At 43.4% G+C, this 22,572-nt stretch carries 20 protein-coding genes; 10 read left to right on the top strand and 10 right to left on the bottom strand.

The window, feature by feature from the left end:
• Nucleotides 1–59 precede the first annotated feature (59 nt).
• The 6 genes from I2F54_RS03790 to I2F54_RS03765 all read right to left on the bottom strand — a co-directional run bounded on the left by I2F54_RS03790 (nucleotide 60) and on the right by I2F54_RS03765 (nucleotide 8,399).
• The gene (locus tag I2F54_RS03790) at nucleotides 60–1,706 is read right to left on the bottom strand and encodes a DUF4832 domain-containing protein (protein ID WP_229097124.1); all 1,647 of its coding nucleotides are present in this window, start codon (nucleotides 1,704–1,706) and stop codon (nucleotides 60–62) included.
• Between the two features lie 132 nt (nucleotides 1,707–1,838).
• The gene (locus I2F54_RS03785; RefSeq protein WP_195500550.1) at nucleotides 1,839–2,960 is read right to left on the bottom strand and encodes a FecR family protein; all 1,122 of its coding nucleotides are present in this window, start codon (nucleotides 2,958–2,960) and stop codon (nucleotides 1,839–1,841) included.
• A gap of 80 nt (nucleotides 2,961–3,040) precedes the next feature.
• Complete coding sequence (locus I2F54_RS03780; protein ID WP_087412841.1) at nucleotides 3,041–3,592, bottom strand: RNA polymerase sigma factor; 552 nt, start codon at nucleotides 3,590–3,592, stop codon at nucleotides 3,041–3,043.
• A gap of 153 nt (nucleotides 3,593–3,745) precedes the next feature.
• Entirely contained in the window at nucleotides 3,746–5,161 is a 1,416-nt protein-coding gene (locus I2F54_RS03775) for a glycoside hydrolase family 57 protein (protein WP_087412842.1), read from the bottom strand.
• Nucleotides 5,162–5,178: 17 nt separating this feature from the next.
• Nucleotides 5,179–6,444, bottom strand: coding sequence for a glycosyltransferase family 4 protein (locus tag I2F54_RS03770; protein WP_009122546.1), 1,266 nt, complete (start codon nucleotides 6,442–6,444; stop codon nucleotides 5,179–5,181).
• Between the two features lie 14 nt (nucleotides 6,445–6,458).
• Entirely contained in the window at nucleotides 6,459–8,399 is a 1,941-nt protein-coding gene (locus tag I2F54_RS03765) for a glycogen debranching enzyme N-terminal domain-containing protein (protein ID WP_195500549.1), read from the bottom strand.
• Between the two features lie 172 nt (nucleotides 8,400–8,571).
• On the opposite strand from I2F54_RS03765, the gene I2F54_RS03760 reads away from it, so the two are divergent.
• Entirely contained in the window at nucleotides 8,572–9,225 is a 654-nt protein-coding gene (locus I2F54_RS03760) for a rhomboid family intramembrane serine protease (RefSeq protein WP_195500548.1), read from the top strand.
• On the opposite strand, the gene I2F54_RS03755 is transcribed toward I2F54_RS03760, so the two are convergent.
• A complete protein-coding gene (locus I2F54_RS03755) occupies nucleotides 9,219–9,815 on the bottom strand; it encodes a MarC family protein (RefSeq protein WP_087412845.1) in 597 nt (198 codons plus the stop codon). The genes I2F54_RS03760 and I2F54_RS03755 overlap by 7 nt on opposite strands.
• Nucleotides 9,816–9,991: 176 nt before the next feature.
• On the opposite strand from I2F54_RS03755, the gene I2F54_RS03750 reads away from it, so the two are divergent.
• A complete protein-coding gene (locus I2F54_RS03750) occupies nucleotides 9,992–10,678 on the top strand; it encodes a Crp/Fnr family transcriptional regulator (RefSeq protein ID WP_195500547.1) in 687 nt (228 codons plus the stop codon).
• A gap of 86 nt (nucleotides 10,679–10,764) precedes the next feature.
• Here the strand turns inward: I2F54_RS03750 and guaA (I2F54_RS03745) are convergent, their stop codons facing one another.
• The gene (guaA, locus tag I2F54_RS03745) at nucleotides 10,765–12,072 is read right to left on the bottom strand and encodes a glutamine-hydrolyzing GMP synthase (protein ID WP_009122551.1); all 1,308 of its coding nucleotides are present in this window, start codon (nucleotides 12,070–12,072) and stop codon (nucleotides 10,765–10,767) included.
• A 40-nt stretch (nucleotides 12,073–12,112) separates the two neighbouring features.
• Nucleotides 12,113–13,666 (bottom strand): glutamine-hydrolyzing GMP synthase, encoded by a 1,554-nt coding sequence (gene guaA / locus I2F54_RS03740; RefSeq protein WP_087425122.1) that lies wholly within the window; start codon nucleotides 13,664–13,666, stop codon nucleotides 12,113–12,115.
• 254 nt (nucleotides 13,667–13,920) lie between these two features.
• Here guaA (I2F54_RS03740) and I2F54_RS03735 point away from each other — a divergent pair, with 254 nt between their 5' ends.
• Nucleotides 13,921–14,634: a DUF5039 family protein gene (locus I2F54_RS03735; protein ID WP_087412962.1), complete on the top strand. Its 714-nt coding sequence runs from the start codon at nucleotides 13,921–13,923 to the stop codon at nucleotides 14,632–14,634.
• Nucleotides 14,635–14,735: 101 nt separating this feature from the next.
• Here I2F54_RS03735 and mscL read toward each other — a convergent pair whose 3' ends face one another.
• The gene (mscL, locus tag I2F54_RS03730) at nucleotides 14,736–15,170 is read right to left on the bottom strand and encodes a large-conductance mechanosensitive channel protein MscL (protein WP_009122555.1); all 435 of its coding nucleotides are present in this window, start codon (nucleotides 15,168–15,170) and stop codon (nucleotides 14,736–14,738) included.
• 141 nt (nucleotides 15,171–15,311) lie between these two features.
• Between mscL and gap the strand changes: the two genes are divergently transcribed.
• From gap to I2F54_RS03695, 7 genes are all read left to right on the top strand, one after another.
• The gene (gene gap, locus I2F54_RS03725; RefSeq protein WP_009122556.1) at nucleotides 15,312–16,322 is read left to right on the top strand and encodes a type I glyceraldehyde-3-phosphate dehydrogenase; all 1,011 of its coding nucleotides are present in this window, start codon (nucleotides 15,312–15,314) and stop codon (nucleotides 16,320–16,322) included.
• A gap of 153 nt (nucleotides 16,323–16,475) precedes the next feature.
• Nucleotides 16,476–18,533 (top strand): M3 family metallopeptidase, encoded by a 2,058-nt coding sequence (locus tag I2F54_RS03720; RefSeq protein ID WP_195500546.1) that lies wholly within the window; start codon nucleotides 16,476–16,478, stop codon nucleotides 18,531–18,533.
• The gene (locus I2F54_RS03715; RefSeq protein WP_022217566.1) at nucleotides 18,530–19,048 is read left to right on the top strand and encodes a DUF4847 family protein; all 519 of its coding nucleotides are present in this window, start codon (nucleotides 18,530–18,532) and stop codon (nucleotides 19,046–19,048) included. Before I2F54_RS03720 ends, I2F54_RS03715 begins: the two co-directional genes overlap by 4 nt.
• A 14-nt stretch (nucleotides 19,049–19,062) precedes the next feature.
• Nucleotides 19,063–19,500: a dCMP deaminase family protein gene (locus tag I2F54_RS03710; RefSeq protein ID WP_009122559.1), complete on the top strand. Its 438-nt coding sequence runs from the start codon at nucleotides 19,063–19,065 to the stop codon at nucleotides 19,498–19,500.
• Between the two features lie 78 nt (nucleotides 19,501–19,578).
• On the top strand, nucleotides 19,579–21,321 hold the full coding sequence (locus I2F54_RS03705; protein ID WP_087412959.1) for a S41 family peptidase: 1,743 nt from the start codon (nucleotides 19,579–19,581) through the stop codon (nucleotides 21,319–21,321).
• Nucleotides 21,263–21,772: a 5-formyltetrahydrofolate cyclo-ligase gene (locus I2F54_RS03700; RefSeq protein WP_229097130.1), complete on the top strand. Its 510-nt coding sequence runs from the start codon at nucleotides 21,263–21,265 to the stop codon at nucleotides 21,770–21,772. Before I2F54_RS03705 ends, I2F54_RS03700 begins: the two co-directional genes overlap by 59 nt.
• The gene (locus tag I2F54_RS03695) at nucleotides 21,769–22,554 is read left to right on the top strand and encodes a histidinol-phosphatase (RefSeq protein WP_087412957.1); all 786 of its coding nucleotides are present in this window, start codon (nucleotides 21,769–21,771) and stop codon (nucleotides 22,552–22,554) included. Before I2F54_RS03700 ends, I2F54_RS03695 begins: the two co-directional genes overlap by 4 nt.
• Nucleotides 22,555–22,572 lie beyond the last annotated feature (18 nt).

Genomic DNA, 22,572 nt, shown 5'->3' with positions numbered 1-22,572 from the left:
TGTTAGTTCTTCATAGGCAATATATTTTACTTAAATTATTATTTATGATTGATACATTTTCAACGGATAGTTACCGGCAATAATTTTACCCAACCAGACTCCAACAAACCTTCACTAACAGCCATCTGTAAACCAATATTATTCTTTTTAGTTACATCTACAAGCCCAACAGCCCATGAATAATTCCCTGTCGGTGCACCTTCCAACTTTAAATTGAACTTATAAGACGTCGGAGTACCTTTCAGCCATCTAGATAAATCAGTTTGTTTATCAACGTATATTCGCATTACACTATTTTTACTATCTAATAAAGCAAATGCAACTTTATATTTCTGATTCCACTGCGGAATATTCGTTGGACAATACCCCCAACCTAAATTATTCCAGCGATGTTCTATCACGATTTCCTGTCCAGTATTAACTTTTACCGGTAAAGAAATCCTATCAGGATATAAACGATATCCACCTTCAGCAATAAAGCGCTTTACTAAAGAGAAACTTTTAGTAAACCAAGAGTTCGTTTCATCACCTATACGGAAATCCATCATGTTAACATGTGCCTCAGCAGATGCGTTAAACTCTCCTTGACGTACATCCTCTGGATGACCTTGTCTATATTCACCACTCGGATCTATCCAATAACGGTGTGTACCACCAGTTATCCAACCGCCCTCCATAATAATAGGACGTTTATAATTCCAACGTGCCGCATATTCTTTTTCCCAATCTTGGTAATAGCCATTCATACCAAATGCATCATGACGTAAACTATATCCTTTGTCAATAGCACTTTGCAACAAATAATCTGTATCAGGAGCAACTTCTCCCCAACCAGTAACATTGTTGGCAGCCACCAAACGATGATAGTTAATCAGCAAAGGTATCCGGTCAAAACAACGAGCATACAAACTCGTCACCCAATCAAAGACTTTTGCCTTATTACTATAATTTTCATAAACCATAGAGTGTGCCTCACCCCATTTACCTAATCCGTATCCATCAATAAAATCCACAATATCAGGATTATTAAACTGTTTAGCGAAGGCTTCTATAAAAGTTGTATATTTTTCCTGGAAAACAGGATCATCTGGATAAGGTGATTTCCGAACCGTCTCTTTACCGCTATTAGGGTCCGAATACCATTTTGCTCCGGCCTCAAATACATAAAGAGGAGTATTCTGTCCTTGATCACGTCCATCCACTACAATACGGAAAGCTAAACGCATATTTCTATTTAGTACACTTTGTATCAGTTTGGTTAATCGGGCGTTCGGATCATCCCAAATATAAACTCCTTCCGAAGGATTTAAAGAACTCCAACTGGTACGTATATAACAAGTATTCGCGTAATCAGATACCTTTACAGGTTTAGACATCCCGGGAACAACCATATGGTCATATCCTTCTTTCGTCCAAAAATTCTCATCCCAATTACGTCCTAAATAAAGAGTCCAACCAGTCAAAGGATTACGAATAACATTCTCTTTATCTGGATTTATTGTGACAACAATATTTCCTTGAAGTGTATTTTCCTCATTTCTTATATTATTATTTACAGAATTAGCTGCAATAATCGGACTGGACAATGAAAACATTGAAACTGCCCAAATCAAAGGAGAAGAAAAAAAAGTATAAAAAACAATATTTATTTTGCAAAAGGAATCAAGTTTCTTTCTTAATTTAAGAAAAATAGCTTTCTTTACCATAAAAATTTCTTTTTAGGTTAACAATTTTGGATCTAATTAATTTATTAAGGAATTATCATCGGATAAATACGCCAATATTTATCCGATTTTTTATCATAGTATTAGTCATTTATCATAGGCAATTTGTTTTAATTATTTATCTAAATATATTATAGCATCTTTATTTTCTATTGTAACAGGAAGAAGTTGTTGAATACATTCTAACACATCAGCCAGATTTTCTTTTAGCTCCAATTTTCCATATATTTTTTTATCTGCAACTACAGAAGAACAACAAATGGAAACACCATAATAAATACTCAACTTTTGAGTAATACTTTCCAAGTCCTTACCATTTAAAAAAAGTATTCCATTCATCCAACTAATATATTCATTTACATCTACTTTCTTCTGTCCGTTAACAGCGCCATTAGTTATATTCAATAAATCATTAGGTGAAAGTTTCGCTTTGTTTTCATTAGTATCAGTCACCTCTACCGAGCCTTCTACTAAAACAATAGTAGTTTCACCCATTTCTTTATAATTAGAAATATTAAATTTGGTTCCTAATACACGCAAGGAAAAATCATTGGATTCAACTATGAACGGATGTTTTTTATCATGAGCAACATCTAAAAACACTTCTCCTTGAGCATATATTTTACGAACGTTACCTGTAAAAGAGGCAGGATAAATCACTTTCGACAGAGAATTTACAGTAAGAATTGTTCCATCAGAAAGTTTTACTTTTGCTCGTTTACCTGCCGGAACCAATAACTGATTATAATTTATCTCATCTTTATTTTCTTCGACTGAGATCTCTTGAGAGTCAATAGCAACATTACCATCTTTTGAATATAGTACATAAGCATTATTATTTAGCTTTACTTGCTCGTTAGAAGTAATAAGAGTAACGTCTTCCAATCTTTTATTATCCAACTGCTCTGCAATCGTATTAAATTCAATTCTAATTCCTTTTTCACTTTTTTGATTTAAGAAATAAATTGTTGATATACATACTAAAACAGATGCAGCAATAGAAGCTGAAACAACCAAGAAATGACTTCTCTTACGCTTTATTGTATTGTATCTAATCTTTTGCCTTGTTTTCTCTATTATGGAAGCAGAATCCACCTCATCCTGTTTACATTCCTTCCAAAAGAAAAGAAGCTTTTCTCCTTTCGGTATTGAAACAAATTCTTCCTCAATATCTTGATGAGAATTCAGTTTATCAAATAGTTCTGGCAAATTATTATCGCGCGTTCCTATGTTCATATTTCTTTTCGAAAATTGTTCTATTAATATAGACGCAATTTTCAAAAAGATATCTAGGTCAGAAATGAACTTTTTTCAAATTATTTCTTGCGAAAGTCTTTTTTTAGCTTTTTGGCAATACTATCTATAGCATAAGCTACATGATAGTTAATTGTTTTTACGGAAATATGAAGCATATCAGCAATTTCCAAATAAGGTAATCCTTCTATTTTAGCCAAAAAGAAAACATGTTTACATTTAGCCGGTAACTGTTCTATGGCATTATTAATCTCTTGAATTTCTTCCTTACTTATAATTTCCTCATCTGGTGATTGTACCGGCTCAAAAGTAAAATCCTCAATTTCATCGAAAGATAAATCATGCCTACCGTTTTCTTTTCTCAAAAAAGAGATTGCCTTTCGATAAGTTATTGTTTGCAACCAGGCACTCATACTATTAATCTCTGCTAATTGCCGTCTATTCTTCCACACCTCGAAAAAGACATCACTAACAATTTCTTCTGCTGCTTCCTTATTTCCCAATAACCCTAAAGAATAATGATATAAACGTGAAGAATAGTATTGCATAAAACGTTCAAATGCAAATTCATCTCCATTTATAATTCGGTATATATCGTCATTCTCCAATCTCATGTAAGTATCATATAGATTGCCCAATCAACAAGGCAGATGCAAATTTAATTGTATATAATTAAATGAAAAAATAAAAAGAAGTTAATTGTACGCAAAAAAAGTCCTCCATACTTAAAAGCATGGAGGACTTCTCACATTATTGTAAGTCAAACTTTACTCTTTGGCGACCTTCGCGGTGCTCTTCTTTGATGCGGCTTTTTTTGCAGTAGATTTGGCAACAGGTTTCGCAGCAGTCTTAGGAGCAGCTTTCGCTTCTTTCTTCTTCTCAGCTGCCTTTTCCTTCTCCAGCTTATTCTGCGCTTTTTCCAACTCTTTATGGAGTTCCTCTATTTCATCCCCCTGATTTTTGATTGTAGTCAGCAAGGCATTCAATTCCTCATTATCAATATCTACCGGGTATAAGGAATCGACACGCTTGATGAAATCTCCTAAAATATTCATGTAATTGGTGAAAGCATCATAAGGTGATTCGTAAATACCACGATTCAGACCCACTCCGCTATTCTTAGTCGTCATAAAGCGGAAGTTATTACTTGCCTGCAAATAATCCCAGTCTTGCTTGATGCGGCGGTCGTCACAGATGTGTACGCGTTCGGCCACACTATACAGTTTATTGAAAGCTTCGCGCTGCATTACATTACCCAGCCAACAACTTGTGTCTCTTTCTTCATCAACCCATGACATAGGATATGGAACATCCAGTTGCGATACGGATTTCAGTTTGGTAACAATCTCCGTAGGAGTTGAGAAAGTAATGCCTTTTTCTTTAGCACATGCAGGCAACGCCTTCAGGAATTCCAGAATATTGGAAGACAGAGGTTGTGACATTCCCAACGAGCAAAGCTCCATAAATATATTGATAACTTGTTCTTCTTGCGGGAACGCGTCAATCCAATTGATATACTTATCCGCAAACAAAGGATATTCACTCCATTCCGAATTAGAGAAGCGCAGGCTGATATCATCAGATAATTTAAAATCGCGTAGCAACAATTTTAAATTCGGATTCATATTGCAATGATATACATAGTGCGGGCTCTTCCAACCAAGTACATGCTTAGCACCCTCAGTCAGCATACCTTTAAAGCCCATGCTGGCCACCACAGCGCCAATCTCGTCATTATAAATCAGGCTGGAATTACGGAACACTTTCGGAGCTTTGCCAAACATCTGTTTCATCTTAGCGCTCTGACGCATAACCTCTTCCTTGAAGCAATCCTCATTGGCCAAAGAAGAAAGTCCGTGAGAATACGGTTCGGCTAAAAACTCACAGCATCCTGTATCATTGAGCTGATGCAGCAAATCGATTACAGCAGGCGCATGGATTTCCAGTTGCTCCAATGCCACGCCGGAGATAGATAAAGCCACTTTAAACGCGCCGCCCGAATTCTTCGCCATTTCGATAAGCGTATTCAGTGCAGGAATATACGAGCGTTCGGCAACTTCATTTATACTTGTTTCATTAGCATAATCATCATAGTAATAATGATTTGTACCGATATCAAAGAAACGATAACGTTTCAGATGTATAATTTGATGTATCTCAAAATAAAGACAGATAGTTCTCATTAGTATTTATTGTTTTATTATTTACCATAGTTTCTTAACACATCCTCATAAAGAGCGCGAATTCGCAAGCCCACCTTTTCCCAAGTAATTCCGTCCACTTCTTTCTTTCCTTCTTCCTGAAGATAATGGAATAGAGACGGATTGATACAGATGGAATAGATAGCATCGGCCATAGCGTGAATATCCCAATAATCGGTTTTAATCACCTTATCAAGGATTTCACCGCATCCGGACTGCTTGGAGATAATAGATGGAGTTCCACACTGCATGGCTTCCAGCGGAGCGATACCGAAAGGCTCGGAAACAGAAGGCATAACGAACACATCACTGTTTTTATAAACCTCGTATACCTGTTTGCCTTTCATAAAACCGGGGAAATGGAAACGGTCGGCAATACCGCGTTCGGCAGCCAGGTTAATCATGGCATTCAACATATCACCCGAACCGGCCATTACAAAACGGATATTACGGGTACGTTGCAATACCAGCGCAGCAGCTTCCACAAAGTATTCCGGTCCTTTCTGCATGGTGATACGTCCGAGGAAAGTCACCACCTTCTCTTTAGAATGATCCGGACGCGGAATATCCTGAAGCTCCTGCGACAGCGGATACACAGCATTGTGCATGGCAAATACCTTTCTTGGATCTTGATGATACTCATTGATAACTGTGCGACGGGTAAGCTCCGATACGCACATAATGCAATCGGCGTAATCCATTCCGTTCTTTTCCATAGAATAGACAGTAGGATTAACCTTTCCTCGCGAACGGTCAAAATCAGTGGCATGAACATGAATGCAGAGCGGCTTGCCGCTTACCATTTTCGCATGTACACCGGCCGGATAGGTCAACCAGTCGTGTGCATGGATAATGTCAAACTCCTGTTGACGCGCCACCACTCCGGCTATAATCGAAAAGTTATTGATTTCTTCATGCAAATTTCCCGGATAACCGCCGGCAAAGTCCATACAGCCAAGGTCGTTGACGTGCATATAAGAGAAATCCGAATAGATATGGTCGCGCAGAGCGTAGTATTGTTCCGGACTCATTGTCGACAAACGCGACTTCAGATAATCATAATCGACGTCACGCCATACGATAGGCACTTGGTTCATGCCGATTATATTCAAGAATTGCTCTTCTTCACCTGTGGGCTTGGGCATACAGAAAGTCGTTTCCACATCCCCCTGCAAGCTCAATCCTTTAGTTATTCCGTATGATGCAACTGCAAGACCGCCATATATTTTGGGAGGAAATTCCCAACCAAACATTAAAACTTTCATCTTCGTTCCTCCTCTTATAAATTATACTTAGACAATAATTTCAAGATGCGCAGAATTTCCGCTACATTCATGGCAAACGATATTGCGCCTCTTCCCTTAAACGGTGGGTTTCCATCGAACAATTCAGGCAGAGAACCTATGCAATGGCTCGTCATCTCATCTTCAAAACCAATCAGATAACGTTCTACGAACGAAATGCCACTCATCTTATAGATACGTAAATACGCTTCCATGTAAAAGCCCATAAGCCACGGCCAGGCTGTACCCTGATGATAAGCGTAATCTCTCTGGGTCTGAGGACCGACATAATTCGGATTATACCCTCCGCTCTTAGGACTCAACGTACGCAGACCTTTCGGAGTCAGCAATTCTTTTGTCACAATATCAAGAACTTGCTTCTTCTGCGCGCGGTCTAACGGTGAGTAATCAAAAGCTACGGCAAATATCATGTTGGGACGAACACTCCAATCCATCATATAGCCGTCTACATAATCGAACAGATAACCGTACTCATTGCGGAAAACCTCCACAAAAGATTTACCCGTTATCTCCGCCTGAGTATCCAACTCATCCGCAAGAATGTCATTTCCTCCCTCACGTACAATATCCGAAACAAAACGCAGAGCATTGTACCACAACGCGTTCACCTCAACGATATATCCGGTACGAGGAATTACGGGATGTCCGTTAGCCGTAGAGTTCATCCATGTAACGGCCTTTTCCTTGCCATTTGCATAAAGCAAGCCGTTTTCATGCAAAAAAAGATTGTCATGCTTACGGTCACGGATATATCTCATGATGTCTTCCAACAGCTTACCGTACTTCAAGCGGCATTGTTCGCGCGATGTATCCTTAGCATATTGCTGCAAAGTCCACACTGTCCATAAAAGCACGTCGGGATGTTCCATTTCATAGATTTTATAACCTACCGGTTTATCCTCTATGAAATTGCGGATAGCTTTTTCCGCCGTATTCATAACATCTTCGAATTCATCTTGTTCGTCCACTGCCAAAGTCAGTCCCGGTAAGGAAATAAACAAGTCGCGTGCACGACATTTGAACCAGGGATAACCTGCAAGTACATAATGTTCTTCTCCTTGCTTATTGTGGAATTGGTGAGCGGAATTCTTTAAACAGTGATAGAAACTGTCGCGCGGAGTGCGGTCTGCGGCTTCGGCCTCAAAGGCCTGTTTCAGTTTACGCGGTGAAATCTCTGAAATACCGGCAGAGAAAACAATGCTTTCACCTTTCTTTATATCTACTTCAAAATAACCGGGTACATACAAGTCTTCATTAAAATCATATCCGCGTTCCTGTTCTTTCGGATATTCAATGCCGCGATACCAATCCGGTTGATAATGAAATTCATTCTTTTTGTTCAGCTGCATATAAAGTTCCGGATAACCGGGATACATACAGGTTTTAATGCCATTTTCCACCAACTGGTAGTCACGGCTTGCCTGCGCATTCTCGTGCGTGTATTCGCGTACGCTGCGGAATGCCAGGAAAGGACGGAACCGGAGCGTTGTTGCCGAATGGGCATCGACCAAGGTGTAACGAATCAGAATCCGGTTCTCGTGATGTACAAAAACATTCTCTTTACGGAGGATAACACCTCCCACACGGTAGGTAGTCGCCGGGATATGCTCGCAATCAAATTCACGGATATACTTATGTCCATTCGGACTAAAGTTATTTCCCTGATACTTATGCAACCCCAGGTTAAACTCCGCACCGTGCTGAATTACCGTTTCATCCAAAGAAGACAGCAGCACATGGTTTTCATCATCCAGGTTGGGGACAGGAATCACCAACAAGCCGTGATATTTGCGTGTGTTACAATCTACAATCGTTGTACAATGATAGGCCCCCGATTTGTTAGTCCGAAGTATCTCCCTTGGCAAAGATTCTTGCAGATTAACCATCAAGGTCTTGTCAAATCGTAAATAACTCATAGTTGTGCATTATTTAAAGGTTAATTATTCAGGTATATGCGCTACAAAGCTTGTAGCGATGCCCAAAAATACGAATTAAAGCCTATACGCAAAATAAAAAGTCAGTTTTTTTTCGTTTTTCAAGTAAATAATTCGTAGCATTGTACGAAAATAACAAATCCCTGTACAATATATGAAGCGTGACGTGCAACGAATAGTTCTGGCTGCGATTATACCGCTATTTCTACTATTCATCCTGTATATACTGAAATTCTTGGAAACAGGCATGGATTGGGACTTTACAAAGCTGGGAGTTTATCCAATGGAAAAGCGAGGAGTATTCGGTATATTTGCACATCCGTTAGTACACAGTAGTTTTAAACATCTTTTTGCCAATACGATTCCTTTTTTCTTCTTGTCCTGGTGTTTGTTTTATTTCTATCGGGATATTGCGCCCTATATCTTTTTTACAATCTGGATAGGTTGCGGAGTATTCACCTTTCTTATAGGCAAACCGGGATGGCACATCGGCGCGAGCGGTATTATTTACGGCTTGGCATTCTTCCTGTTTTTTAGCGGATTATTACGAAAACACGTACCACTCATAGCAATTTCTCTATTAATAACTTTTCTGTATGGCGGATTGGTATGGAACATGTTTCCACAGTTCGCCAAAGAAACGACCTCTTGGGAAGGACATCTCAGCGGTGCCATAACAGGAACGCTCTGTTCCATCGCTTTTATGAAATACGGTCCTCAACGCCCGGAACCTTTCGCAGACGAGGAAGACATTGATGAGGAAGAGGAAGAAGCCTCCTCTGAAGAAGAAACAAAACAATCTTATTGATGGAAGCTCTCCAAAAGTAACGAGATGTTTGCCATGAACAGACGTACCGATATAGCTAACAGAATGATACCAAAGAATTTACGGATAATATAAATACCGCCTTTACCTAAGAATCGCTCAACCCGTCCTGTCATACTGACAACAAAATATACCCATATCATATTCAGCACTAACGCTATAATGATATTGACGCTGGCATATTCGGCACGCAAAGAAAGTAAAGTAGTAAAAGCCCCTGCTCCGGCCAATAGCGGAAAAACCAACGGAACCAGCGTTGCTTCTTTAATCGGCCCTTGGTTTTTAAAGATTTCAATATCGAGAATCATTTCCAATGACATCAGAAATATGACGAATGCACCGGCAACGGCAAATGATTCAATATCCACATGGAACAATTTCAGCATCATATCACCCGCATAGAAGAAGCCAATCAACAAGCCAAACGATATTAATGTGGCTTTCAATGCGTTTACATCTTTCCCTTTCTCCTTCAAGTTAATGATAATAGGAATAGAACCAATGATATCTATCACGGCAAACAGCACGATAAAAGCGCTGGTCATCTGTTGCCAATTAAATGCTGAAAACATACGTCCCTCCTTTTTTCTGCAAAGATAATCTATTTTTATGCATTTCGCAAAATTTCTTAAAAGCGAATGAATAGCACGTTTAAGAAATAATAAAAAAAACAAAAAGAGAGGGCAAGTGTTTACGGCAGACTTCGATTATATCTACTTTTGCTCGTAAACCAGAAGATGAGAATGATATGGAAACAATGTTTGATACGCTATTACAATTACCCCTCTTTCAAGGACTTGCCCAGGAAGACTTTACCCGTATTTTGGAAAAAGTCAAATTGCACTTCACAAAACATAAGCCGGGCGAACTTCTTTTAAAAGAAGGGACTTCCTGTCATGAACTGGTCTTCGTCCTAAAAGGAGAAGTCGCATCTTCCACCTCATCCGTCGATTCTTCTTACAGCTTTACAGAATACTTTCCGGCTCCCTACCTGATTGAGGCTTACTCGATGTTCGGTATGAAAACGCATTATGCTTCTACATATCGGGCAAAAACGGAAGCGCACACCGTCAGCATCAGCAAGGCGTTCGTCATGAAAGAACTCTTTAATTATGAGATATTCCGTTTGAACTATATGAATATAGTCAGTAACCGTACTCAAATGCTGCATAACCGTTTATGGGCTGTGTCCGGTGATAACCTCGAAGCCCGCATCGCCCACTTCATCCTCAGCCATGTAGAACGTTTATCGGGCGAGAAAGCACTGAAAATAAAAATGGAAAACTTGGCGCAAATCGTCAACGATACCCGGACAGGAGTATCAAAAGCTCTCAATAGTATGCAAGCCAAGGGATTGGCGGAATTACATCGCGGAGAAATCGTAATACCCGATGCGGAGAAGCTGTCTGAAAACTTATATCTGCTATCTCTTTAACGCAGATGACGCGAATGACGCAGCCTAAGAAGAAAAGTCTGTGTCATCCGCGTCATCGCGCGTCTGAAAATAATCAGTCTATAATTTTATTCCCATTCAATGGTAGAATTGGGCTTCGGAGACATATCATAACAAACACGGTTGACATTCTTCACCTCCTTGAGAATACGGTCGGTAATCTTCATCAGGACAGACCAATCCACCGGTTCGATAGTGGCAGTCATGGCATCCACCGTATTGACGGCACGGATAATGACAGGCCAGTCAAAAGAACGGGCATTATCACGTACACCTACTGACTTGAAATCGGGTACAACAGTGAAATATTGCCATACCTTCTTATCCAGACCTGCCAACCGGAATTCTTCCTGCAAGATAGCGTCCGACTCACGGACTGCCTCCAAACGGTCACGTGTGATAGCTCCCAGGCAGCGTACACCCAAACCCGGTCCGGGGAAAGGCTGGCGATACACCATTTCATACGGTAAACCGAGTTCAAGACCGCAAGCGCGTACTTCGTCCTTGAACAACTGACGCAGCGGCTCTACCAATTCAAACTGCAAATCTTCAGGCAAACCGCCTACATTATGATGAGACTTCACCATCTTGGCAGTCTTGGTACCGCTCTCTACAATATCAGGATAAATAGTGCCTTGTCCCAAGAAGTCGATGCCGTCCAACTTACGGGCCTCTTCCTCAAAGACACGGATAAACTCGCCACCGATAATCTTACGCTTCTGCTCGGGGTCGGCTACGCCTGCCAGCTTATCCAAGAAACGATCTGTAGCATCCACATAAACAAGGTTAGCGTTCAGCTTATTCTTGAAAATTTCGATAACGGCTTCCGACTCACCCTTACGCATCAGTCCATGATTCACATGTACGCACACCAGATTGTCACCGATAGCTTTTAGCAACAGCGCAGCCACCACAGAACTATCCACACCGCCGGACAGCGCCAACAGTACCTTACGGTCACCTACCTGGCGACGTATCAGTTCTATCTGGTCATTGACGAAATTTGTCATATTCCAGTTGGCTTCAGCCTTACAAGTATCGAATACAAAAGACTTGACCGCGTTTTTAATGGCTTCCACATCATCTGTAAACCGGGGAAGTTTCACTTCGCACAAAGCCTTATCATGACCGGCAGCCATTACAGGGAATCCCGCTTCATAAATCTCGGGCAGTACGTCGATGGATACCCCGTCAATCACATTATTGGGACCACCGTTGATGATAACGCCTTTTACATTCGGCAAGGCCTTCAGTTCGGCGGCGGTAATGTCGTGCGGGTAGATTTCGCTATATACTCCCAACGCACGAATCGCTCTGGCAAGCACCGTGTTTTCGTGACTTCCCAAATCCAGAATCACAATCATATCCTGCTTCATTCTTCTATATTATTTTTTAAGTTAATAATTTCAGTCGGTCTTATTCCCACTCTATTGTGCTGGGTGGTTTTGAAGATATATCATAGGTTACGCGGTTCACGCCTTTCACCTTATTTATAATATCATTGGATACCTTGCCCAGGAATTCGTAGGGCAGATGCGCCCAGTCCGCCGTCATGGCATCGGTGGAAGTAACGGCACGCAAAGCCACCGCACGTTCATAGGTACGCTCGTCGCCCATCACACCCACACTCTGCACCGGCAGAAGAATGACGCCCGCCTGCCAAACCTGATTGTAGAGTGATGTCTCGTTTCCTGCGGTATCCTGAACCTTCCAGTCACGCAGGCCCTGAATGAAAATATCGTCGGCTTCCTGCAGGGTACGTACCTTCTCCGGCGTTATATCTCCCAGAATACGGACTGCCAATCCCGGGCCGGGGAAAGGATGACGGGTAATCAAATGTTCGGGCATTCCCAATTCACGTCCCACGCGGCGAACCTCATCTTTGAACAGCCATTGTAACGGCTCGCACAGGCGGAGATTCATCTCCTCGGGCAGACCGCCCACATTGTGATGGCTTTTGATAGTCTTACCCGTAATGTTCAAGCTCTCGATGCGGTCGGGATAAATGGTACCTTGCGCCAACCAGCGGGCATCGGTTATCTTGTGCGCTTCGGCATCAAATACTTCGATAAAATCACGACCGATGATTTTACGCTTCTGTTCGGGCTCGGTCACTCCCTCCAAATCCTTGAAAAACTTCGCGCTAGCATCTACACCAATTACGTTCAGTCCCAGACACTCGTAGTCGCGCATCACATTCCTGAATTCGTTCTTGCGGAGCAGACCATGATCTACAAAAATACAGGTCAGATTCTTGCCGATGGCACGATGCAACAATACGGCGGCCACCGAAGAATCTACACCGCCACTCAGTCCCAGGATAACGCGGTCATTGCCAAGCTGCTCCTTCAGTTCGGCGACAGTGGTATCTACAAACGATGCGGCACTCCAACTCTGGCTGCAACCGCAAACGTCCACCACAAAGTTGCGCAACATCTGCGTACCATCCTCACTATGATACACTTCCGGATGGAACTGTACTCCCCAGATTTTCTCGCCGGTCACTTGATAGGCGGCAATCGCCACCTTATCCGTAGAAGCTATAACCTTGAAGTTATCGGGAATGGCAGTAATCGTATCTCCATGACTCATCCATACCTGGGTATTTTTCCTTATCCCTTTGAAAAGGATGTTCTCCGAATCAAAGAAGCCAAGATGAGCACGTCCATACTCGCGGGTTCCTGCCGGCTCCACCCGTCCGCCGTTACTATAAGAGATAAACTGCGCACCGTAGCAGATACCCAAAATGGGGTATTTCCCGCGAATATCGCTCAAATCCACCTTGAATGCGCTCTTGTCATAAACAGAAAAGGGGCTACCCGAAAGGATAACTCCTTTTACACTCGCATCTCCCTGAGGAAATTTGTTGTAAGGCACAATCTCGCAATAGACATTTAGTTCGCGTAACCGGCGGCCGATGAGCTGCGTAGTTTGCGAACCGAAATCAAGAATGATAATCTTTTCTTGCATAGAAACAGAGGTGTTAATAATTTGGAGCACAAAGATACGATTATTTCTAAAACTGAAAGAAATATTGCGGGAGAATTCTTCGTATCGCCTTTCCCGCCTTCCCGGAAAGTATATCCACACTTCAGTATGGAAAGAATACACTTTACCTGCGAATGGAGTCTGTATTTACCTAAAATATAAAGAATTTATTGGATTTATAAAGTAAAGAATTTATATTTGCCCTCGAAATAACTAACCAAAGTAAATCTACTATCATGAAGAAAAGCATCCTATCTCTAACCTTTGCTGTTTGCTGTCTATTACCGGTAACAGCCCAAACGCTCTCCAAGGCAGATTCATTACAGAACGAAATCGCTTTATTGGAAAATGCATTGACAAATATACAAGCCGACTTACAAGAGAAAACTTTACAGTACAATTGGGAACTGACGGAAAAGTATATAGAGTATTGCAAGAAGCTCTCCAGAATCACAAACTTCAATCAGGAACCCCGGTTAGTACAACTTGCCACCACCATCAAACCGCAAGAACTGGAACCGTTGAGATTGGCTTACGAAGAAGCAAAAAAAGAATTTGACGCATTACTGGAATCCTATCCCGAATACATAACCCTTGATTCCTTATATAAAAGAGCTATCACCACAGAGCAGAAGAAAGACCGTAAAGTTGCTTTGGATGGTTTCTACCAGCGTATATACAAGGAGGATAAAGCTTACCGCCCCTTACTTGAAAAAAGACGCAAAGCCATCAAGGAACATTACATTGCCTGCGCTTACTATTTATTGAATGAATGTAAAAAGAATCGGGAAATCGTTCCGGAAATCTACAATTATAAGACAGAACGCATTCTTAAAGAAACCAATCCCGACCTTCAACAACTATCCATTGAAATCAGTACGCTTAGCGGCCTTCAACGGGAAACCACCCGCAAATATCAAAGACTGAAATACAACTTGAAGGAAGACTAAATAACAATCTTTTTATCCAATGAAGAAGATGTGTCAAAATGACGATTAATCATCATTTTGGCACATCCCATGAACTGTCCTTACAAATAAAGGACCAATGATTATTTTTCTTTCAAGATATCGCGGATTTCAGTCAGCAACACTTCTTCCTTGCTCGGTGCGGGCGGTGCAGGAGGAGCGGCAGGCGCTTCCGCTTTCTTCTTTTCCGTCAACTTGGTTATCAGCTTAATAAACATAAAGATGGAGAAAGCGATAATGAGGAAGTCGAAAGTAGCCTGCAGAAAGTTACCGTAATTCAGCGTTACGGCTGCAATCTCCTTACCGTCTACCACTTCGGCAGGCTTCATCACCCACTTTAAGTCGGTAAAATTTACGCCACCGATCAGCAAACCCAAAGGCGGCATAATCACATCGGCCACGACAGAAGACACGATTTTGCCAAACGCACCGCCGATGATGACACCGACAGCCATATCCACCACATTACCTTTCATGGCAAAAGCCTTAAATTCCTGTAAAAATGAACTTTTTCCCATCTTTTCAATTATTTAATTATGATTTTAAGTACGAATATAAAAACATTTTCTTACTTTTGCACCGCAATTCCAAAAGAATTGTAGGAAAAGTTTGAAAGTTTATTTTTTAAACATTATAAAACCCTTAAAAGTTTAAACAAAATGATTAAAGTAGGTATTAATGGATTCGGACGTATCGGACGTTTCGTATTCCGCGCTGCAATGAAAAGAAACGATATCCAAATCGTTGGTATTAACGACCTTTGCCCGGTAGATTACTTGGCTTACATGTTGAAGTACGATACAATGCACGGTCAATTCGACGGTACTATCGAAGCTGATGTTGAAAACAGCAAGCTGATCGTTAACGGTCAGGCTATCCGCATCACTGCTGAAAGAAACCCGGCTGACTTGAAATGGAACGAAGTAGGCGCTGAATACGTAGTTGAATCTACAGGTTTGTTCTTGAGCAAAGACAAAGCTCAGGCTCACATCGAAGCAGGTGCAAAATACGTTGTAATGTCTGCTCCTTCTAAGGATGACACTCCGATGTTCGTTTGCGGTGTTAACGAGAAGACTTACGTTAAGGGTACTCAATTCGTATCTAACGCTTCTTGTACTACTAACTGCTTGGCTCCTATCGCTAAAGTATTGAACGACAAATGGGGTATCACTGACGGTTTGATGACTACCGTTCACTCTACAACTGCTACTCAGAAAACAGTTGACGGTCCTTCTATGAAAGACTGGAGAGGTGGTCGTGCCGCTGCAGGTAACATCATCCCTTCTTCTACAGGTGCTGCTAAGGCTGTAGGTAAAGTTATCCCGGCTTTGAACGGTAAACTGACCGGTATGTCTATGCGTGTTCCGACTTTGGACGTTTCTGTAGTTGACTTGACAGTTAACTTGGCTAAACCGGCTACTTACGCTGAAATCTGCGCTGCCATGAAGGAAGCTGCTGAAGGCGAATTGAAGGGTGTTCTGGGTTACACTGAAGATGCAGTGGTTTCTTCTGACTTCTTGGGTGACACTCGTACTTCTATCTTCGACGCTAAGGCTGGTATCGCTTTGACTGACACTTTCGTTAAAGTTGTATCTTGGTACGACAACGAAATCGGTTATTCTAACAAGGTTCTTGACCTGATCGCTCACATGGCATCTGTTAACTGCTAATATACAGTTAGAAAATAATAAAAAATAGGCGGCTTCTTTTATGAAGTCGCCTATTTTTTTTGCACATTTGCAGTTAGAATATTCTTTACCTGATAAATTGGATAAATTACAGGTAAGTATAGTCGAACTAACATTTAATTTGCATTATTAATCATGAACAAGATACAAGCCTCAAACCCTTTCTTTGAAATTTATTCTACTCCGCACGGGACTGTTCCTTTCAACCTGATAAAGACCGAACATTATGCGCCTGCCATCCATGAAGGCATCCGCCGGCAAAATGGAGAGATAGACGCCATCATCAATAATCCCGACGCACCGACTTTTGAGAATACAATAGTACCCTATGAAAAGTCCGGTGAATTACTGCATCGTGTCAATACCGTATTCGGCAATCTGCTCAGTGCTGAAACCGACGACGCATTACAGGAGCTCGCACGGGAAATCATGCCGCTGATGAGCGAGCATGAGAACAACATCAGCCTCAACGAAAAGCTGTTTGCCCGCATCAAAACCGTATATGAGCTGGCTGACAAGGCAAAACTTACCCCGGAACAATCCAAATTATTGGAAGATATTTATACCGGCTTCGTACGTAACGGGGCAAACTTGCAAGGAGACGCCAAAGAACAGTACCGCAACTTATGCAAGGAACTGAGCCTGCTGACACTTCAATTCAGTGAAAACACCCTGAAAGAAACGAACGATTACCGATTGGTGCTCATCGAGAAGTCCCAACTCTCCGGCTTACCTGAAAGCGCCATTGACGCCGCCGCAGAAACCGCACAGGAAAAAGGTGTAGAGGGTTGGGTATTTACCTTGCACGCCCCAAGCTACAGCCCCTTTATGACGTATGCCGACAATCGCGACCTACGCCGTGAGCTATACATGGCATATAATACGAAGTGTACGCACGACAATGCCTGCAACAATCTGGAAATCGTAAAGAAGATTGCCAACATCCACATGGAGATAGCCCGGTTGCTGGGTTATGATAACTTTGCCGAATACAACCTGAAAGAGCGAATGGCTCAAAACAGCGATACCGTATACAAACTGTTAAATCAATTGTTGGAAGCCTATACGCCCACCGCACAAAAAGAATATGACGAAGTACAGGCATTGGCACGCAGTGAAGAAGAAGCCGACTTTATCCTGATGCCATGGGACTGGAGTTATTACTCTCAAAAACTGAAAGACCGGAAGTTCAGCATCAACGACGAAATGCTCCGCCCCTACTTTGAGCTGAGCAAAGTAAAAGAAGGTGTATTCGGACTGGCAAGCAAGCTATACGGCATCACCTTCAAGAAAAACGCAGATATTCCCGTCTATCACAAAGATGTGGAAGCCTACGAAGTATTCGACAAGGACGGCACATATCTTGCCGTGCTCTATACCGACTTCCATCCCAGAACCGGAAAACGTTCGGGGGCGTGGATGACGAGCTACAAAGGGCAGTGGATAGACGAAGCAAGCGGCGAGAACAGCCGCCCGCACGTATCTATCGTAATGAACTTCACCAAGCCCACGCAGAACACTCCCGCCCTGCTGACTTTCAATGAAGTGGAAACTTTCCTGCACGAGTTCGGGCACAGCCTGCACGAAATATTCGCCGACTCCACTTACGAAAGCCTGAGCGGCACAAACGTCTATTGGGATTTTGTGGAACTGCCTTCTCAGTTCATGGAGAACTTCGCCACCCAAAAAGAGTTCCTGCACACCTTTGCCCGCCACTACCAAACCGGAGAACTCATATCCGACGAATTGGTACAGCGCATCGTAGACTCATCGAATTTCAACGTAGCCTATGCCTGCCTGCGCCAAGTAAGTTTCGGATTGCTGGATATGGCATGGTACACGCGTAACACGCCATTCGAAGGAGACGTCAAAGCCTATGAGAAACAGGCTTGGAAAAAAGCTCAAATCCTTCCCGTTGTAGAGGAAACCTGTATGAGCACCCAGTTCTCACATATCTTTGCCGGCGGATATTCTGCCGGATATTACAGCTATAAATGGGCGGAAGTATTGGATGCAGACGCGTTCTCACTCTTTAAACAGCGTGGTATCTTCAATCCGGATGTAGCCGGCTCTTTCCGCAAAAACATCCTATCGAAGGGCGGAACGGAACATCCGATGACACTCTATAAACGTTTTCGCGGACAAGAGCCGACCATAGACGCACTATTAATCAGAAACGGAATAAAGAAATGAAAGAGAAAATAAATATAAAGACGATAGGCTGCAGCCTGATGCTGCTGGCTATACTTCTCGGTTTCAGCGCCTGCAACAATGAGGACGACGTAATGGAAATCTTCAACAACAAAACCTGGAAGCTGAGCCGCATAGCCACCGAAAAAGGGAAAGAACAATTCTATCAAGGTTTGTGGAATAACGAAGCCGAAGAGAAAGCCAGTCGTGAACTGCTCAAAACAGATGGAAACTTCACTTTGAACTTCAACTGCGCCGAAGTAAACGGAGAAGTAACCGGTACCGTCAGCGCCCATGCCGTCAAATCAAGCATCGATGACGCTACCCTGAAAATAGACGGCAAGGAACATACCATAAACATCGGCGGAAAAGTTATCGGTACGGAAAGCGATAAACTGGCAAAGGTATTCATCAACGGCGTGCTGAACGTATTCAAGTACGAGGGGGATATACACAATCTGACCCTCTACTTTAAAGACGGAAATACAACGAAAGTCATGGGATTCACAGCCCGCTAAATACAACTGAAGATATGGACGAGACTACGAGAAGCAAACAAGAAGCGTTGGACAAGCGTTATATACGCATGGCAAGCATCTGGGCGGAAAACTCTTACTGCCAACGCCGCCAGGTAGGCGCACTCATCGTAAAAGATAAAATGATTATCTCGGACGGATACAACGGCACGCCATCCGGTTTTGAGAATGTATGCGAAGACGAAAACAATGTCACCAAACCGTATGTACTCCACGCCGAAGCCAATGCCATTACCAAGATAGCGCGCTCCAACAACAGCAGTAACGGAGCCACCATGTACGTCACGGCTTCCCCTTGCATAGAATGTGCCAAGCTCATCATCCAGGCAGGTATCAAGCGTGTCGTATACTCCGAAAAATATCGGCTGGAAGACGGTATCGAACTGCTGAAACGAGCAGGCATCGAGGTAATATTTGTTTCAGCGGAGCATTGAAAGCTGAAAGTCGACAGCCTACAACCTCATGCGCAGCCAAAACAGTAAATAGTAAATTGTAAAATAGTACATATCATTATGGGTACAAAGAACTCTTCCCGTTTCACACCGCTTATTATTGCAATCAGTGTAGTAGCGGGTATCCTTATCGGAACGTTTTATGCCAAACACTTCGCAGGAAACCGTTTGGGTATTATCAACGGCTCGTCCAACAAGCTGAACGCCTTGCTGCGAGTGGTGGACGACCAGTATGTAGACAGTGTCGACATGACCGACTTGGTAGAAAAAGCCATGCCGCAGATATTGGCGGAGCTTGACCCCCACTCCACTTATATTCCCGCACAGAAGCTGGAAGAAGTCAACTCCGAGTTGGAAGGCAGTTTCAGCGGTATCGGTATCCAGTTTACGATACAGGAAGATACCATACACGTGAACAGCGTTATTCAGGGCGGCCCATCCGAAAAGGTAGGACTAATGGCAGGCGACCGCATCGTCATGGTCAACGACAGCTTGTTCGTCGGCAAAGGGCTGACTAATGAAAAAGCCATGCGCAACCTGAAAGGCCCTAAAGGCACACAAGTGAAATTAGGAGTAAAGCGTGCCACCGAAAAAGAGTTGCTGGACTTTACCATTACGCGCGGAGACATTCCTCAAAACACGATTGACGCCGCCTATATGCTCAACGATGATTTCGGCTACATACAAGTCAGCAAGTTCGGACGTACCTCACACGTGGAGTTGCTGAATGCCATAGCCCAACTGAGTCACCAGAAGTGCAAGGGTTTCATCATCGACCTGCGCGGCAATACCGGCGGTTACATGGAAGCCGCCACACGTATGGTAAACGAATTCCTTCCGGAAGGAAAGCTCATCGTATATACACAGGGACGTAAATATCCCCGTATGGAAGAGTATGCCAACGGTACGGGCAGTTGCCAAAAGACACCGCTCGTAGTATTGGTGGACGAAGGCTCGGCCTCTGCCAGCGAAATCTTTGCAGGCGCCATTCAGGATAACGACCGGGGAACCATCGTAGGCCGTCGCTCGTTCGGTAAGGGTTTGGTGCAACAACCTATCGACTTCAGTGACGGTTCGGCCATCCGCCTGACTATCGCCCGCTACTACACCCCGTCCGGACGTTGCATCCAACGCCCCTACGAAAGCGGAAAAGACTCCAAATACGAAATGGACTGGCTGACCCGCTACGAACATGGAGAGTTCTTCTCTAAAGACAGTATCAAGCTCGACGAAAACCTGCGCTACTCCACCGGGCTGGGACGCCCCGTTTATGGCGGCGGCGGCATCATGCCCGACGTATTCGTACCGCAAGACACGACCGGAGTATCCTCCTATCTGATAGAGGTCGGCAACAAAGGGCTGATTATACAGTTCAGCTTCCAATATACCGACCGCAACCGTGCCAAGTTGAGTACGTTCGAGAATGAACAGGATTTACTGAAATACCTACGTCACCAAGGTATCGTAGAGCAATTCATACGTTTTGCCGATTCCAAAGGAGTAAAAAGGCGCAATCTGCTGATACACCGTTCCTATAAACTGCTGGAACGAAACCTCTACGGCAATATCATCTACAATACATTGGGTAAAGAGGCCTATATCCGGTATGTCAACGAGAGTGACGCTACCGTAAAGAAAGCGTTGGAAATTCTGGAACGTGACGAGGCTTTCCCGAAAGCTCCGCTACAAGCCGGCCAAGAAGAGGAGAATGCTGATGGAAAAGAAAAAAGAACTGCGCAAGCGTATGGCTTTGTTGAAGACCCTTCACAAATCTACCATTACGCATCAGTCGCAGTCTGCTGAGATACTTGCCGCCCTCGAAACGCACCCGGCTTTCAGGGCGGCAAACATAATATTGCTGTACCACTCCTTACCGGATGAAGTAGATACGCACAACTTCATCCGAAAATGGAGTACAAAGAAACAGATACTTCTGCCCGTCGTCGTAGGTGACGATTTGGAACTTCGCGTCTATACAGGCCCCGCAGACCTTACCCCGGGAGCATACGGCATTGAGGAGCCTACCGGAGCATTGTTCACCGACTACGCCGCAATAGACTTTATCGCTGTTCCGGGCGTAGCGTTCGACCGCAACGGAAATCGTTTGGGACGCGGGAAGGGATATTACGACCGACTGCTTCCCCGCATACCCTCTGCATACAAAGCCGGCATCTGTTTCCCGTTTCAACTCGTAGAAGAAGTTCCTGCGGAGCCTTTCGACATCCGTATGGATGAAGTCATAACACAACAATGAAAACTAACTATCACACTCATACCACACGCTGCATGCATGCCGTCGGAAGCGATGAAGAGTACGTTCTCAGCGCTATCAAAGGCGGTTTTCAAATACTCGGTTTCTCAGACCACACTCCCTGGAAATACCGTACCGACTACGTAGCCGATATGCGTATGCTTCCCGAAGAACTGCCGGGCTATATCGAAAGCCTGCAACATCTGCGAGAGAAGTATCAAGAGCAAATCCGGATAAAGATAGGGTTGGAATGCGAATACTTCCCCGACTATATTCCCTGGCTGAAAGAACAGATTAAACAATATCGGCTGGATTATATCATTTTCGGCAACCACCATTTCCATACGGACGAGAAGTTCCCTTACTTCGGACACCACACAGACAGCCGGGATATGCTCGACCTGTACGAGGAGAGCGCCGTCGAAGGCATGGAAAGCGGCCTGTACAGTTGCCTTGCCCACCCCGACCTGTTCATGCGCTCTTATCCCCGGTTCGACCACCACTGCACCGCAATCAGCCGCCATATCTGCCGGGCTGCGGCGCGTCTCAATATTCCGCTGGAATATAATATAGGCTATGTGGCCTACAACGAAGCGCATGGATTGACCACTTATCCCTGTCCGGATTTCTGGCGCATTGCCGCCAACGAGGGATGTACAGCCATTATCGGAATGGATGCGCACAATAATAAAGATTTTGAAACTCCCGTTTATTACGGACGTGCCGTACAGGAACTGAAAGATTTGAAGATTAAAACAACAGACACGCTAAGAATGATACGCTAAAAGAAAGCTGCGTAAAGC

The organism is Bacteroides clarus, from assembly GCF_015555825.1.
GTDB lineage: Bacteria > Bacteroidota > Bacteroidia > Bacteroidales > Bacteroidaceae > Bacteroides > Bacteroides clarus.
This window is presented reverse-complemented; position numbering and strand designations above follow the sequence as displayed.

Excerpts from the sequence above, each read along its gene's own strand:
- I2F54_RS03790 (WP_229097124.1), bottom strand. The coding sequence starts at position 1,706 with ATGGTAAAGAAAGCTATTTTTCTTAAATTAAGAAAGAAACTTGATTCC.
- I2F54_RS03785 (WP_195500550.1), bottom strand. The coding sequence starts at position 2,960 with ATGAACATAGGAACGCGCGATAATAATTTGCCAGAACTATTTGATAAA.
- I2F54_RS03780 (WP_087412841.1), bottom strand. The coding sequence starts at position 3,592 with ATGAGATTGGAGAATGACGATATATACCGAATTATAAATGGAGATGAA.
- I2F54_RS03775 (WP_087412842.1), bottom strand. The coding sequence starts at position 5,161 with ATGAGAACTATCTGTCTTTATTTTGAGATACATCAAATTATACATCTG.
- I2F54_RS03770 (WP_009122546.1), bottom strand. The coding sequence starts at position 6,444 with ATGAAAGTTTTAATGTTTGGTTGGGAATTTCCTCCCAAAATATATGGC.
- I2F54_RS03765 (WP_195500549.1), bottom strand. The coding sequence starts at position 8,399 with ATGAGTTATTTACGATTTGACAAGACCTTGATGGTTAATCTGCAAGAA.
- I2F54_RS03760 (WP_195500548.1), top strand. The coding sequence starts at position 8,572 with ATGAAGCGTGACGTGCAACGAATAGTTCTGGCTGCGATTATACCGCTA.
- I2F54_RS03755 (WP_087412845.1), bottom strand. The coding sequence starts at position 9,815 with ATGTTTTCAGCATTTAATTGGCAACAGATGACCAGCGCTTTTATCGTG.
- I2F54_RS03750 (WP_195500547.1), top strand. The coding sequence starts at position 9,992 with ATGGAAACAATGTTTGATACGCTATTACAATTACCCCTCTTTCAAGGA.
- guaA (WP_009122551.1), bottom strand. The coding sequence starts at position 12,072 with ATGAAGCAGGATATGATTGTGATTCTGGATTTGGGAAGTCACGAAAAC.
- guaA (WP_087425122.1), bottom strand. The coding sequence starts at position 13,666 with ATGCAAGAAAAGATTATCATTCTTGATTTCGGTTCGCAAACTACGCAG.
- I2F54_RS03735 (WP_087412962.1), top strand. The coding sequence starts at position 13,921 with ATGAAGAAAAGCATCCTATCTCTAACCTTTGCTGTTTGCTGTCTATTA.
- mscL (WP_009122555.1), bottom strand. The coding sequence starts at position 15,170 with ATGGGAAAAAGTTCATTTTTACAGGAATTTAAGGCTTTTGCCATGAAA.
- gap (WP_009122556.1), top strand. The coding sequence starts at position 15,312 with ATGATTAAAGTAGGTATTAATGGATTCGGACGTATCGGACGTTTCGTA.
- I2F54_RS03720 (WP_195500546.1), top strand. The coding sequence starts at position 16,476 with ATGAACAAGATACAAGCCTCAAACCCTTTCTTTGAAATTTATTCTACT.
- I2F54_RS03715 (WP_022217566.1), top strand. The coding sequence starts at position 18,530 with ATGAAAGAGAAAATAAATATAAAGACGATAGGCTGCAGCCTGATGCTG.
- I2F54_RS03710 (WP_009122559.1), top strand. The coding sequence starts at position 19,063 with ATGGACGAGACTACGAGAAGCAAACAAGAAGCGTTGGACAAGCGTTAT.
- I2F54_RS03705 (WP_087412959.1), top strand. The coding sequence starts at position 19,579 with ATGGGTACAAAGAACTCTTCCCGTTTCACACCGCTTATTATTGCAATC.
- I2F54_RS03700 (WP_229097130.1), top strand. The coding sequence starts at position 21,263 with ATGGCTTTGTTGAAGACCCTTCACAAATCTACCATTACGCATCAGTCG.
- I2F54_RS03695 (WP_087412957.1), top strand. The coding sequence starts at position 21,769 with ATGAAAACTAACTATCACACTCATACCACACGCTGCATGCATGCCGTC.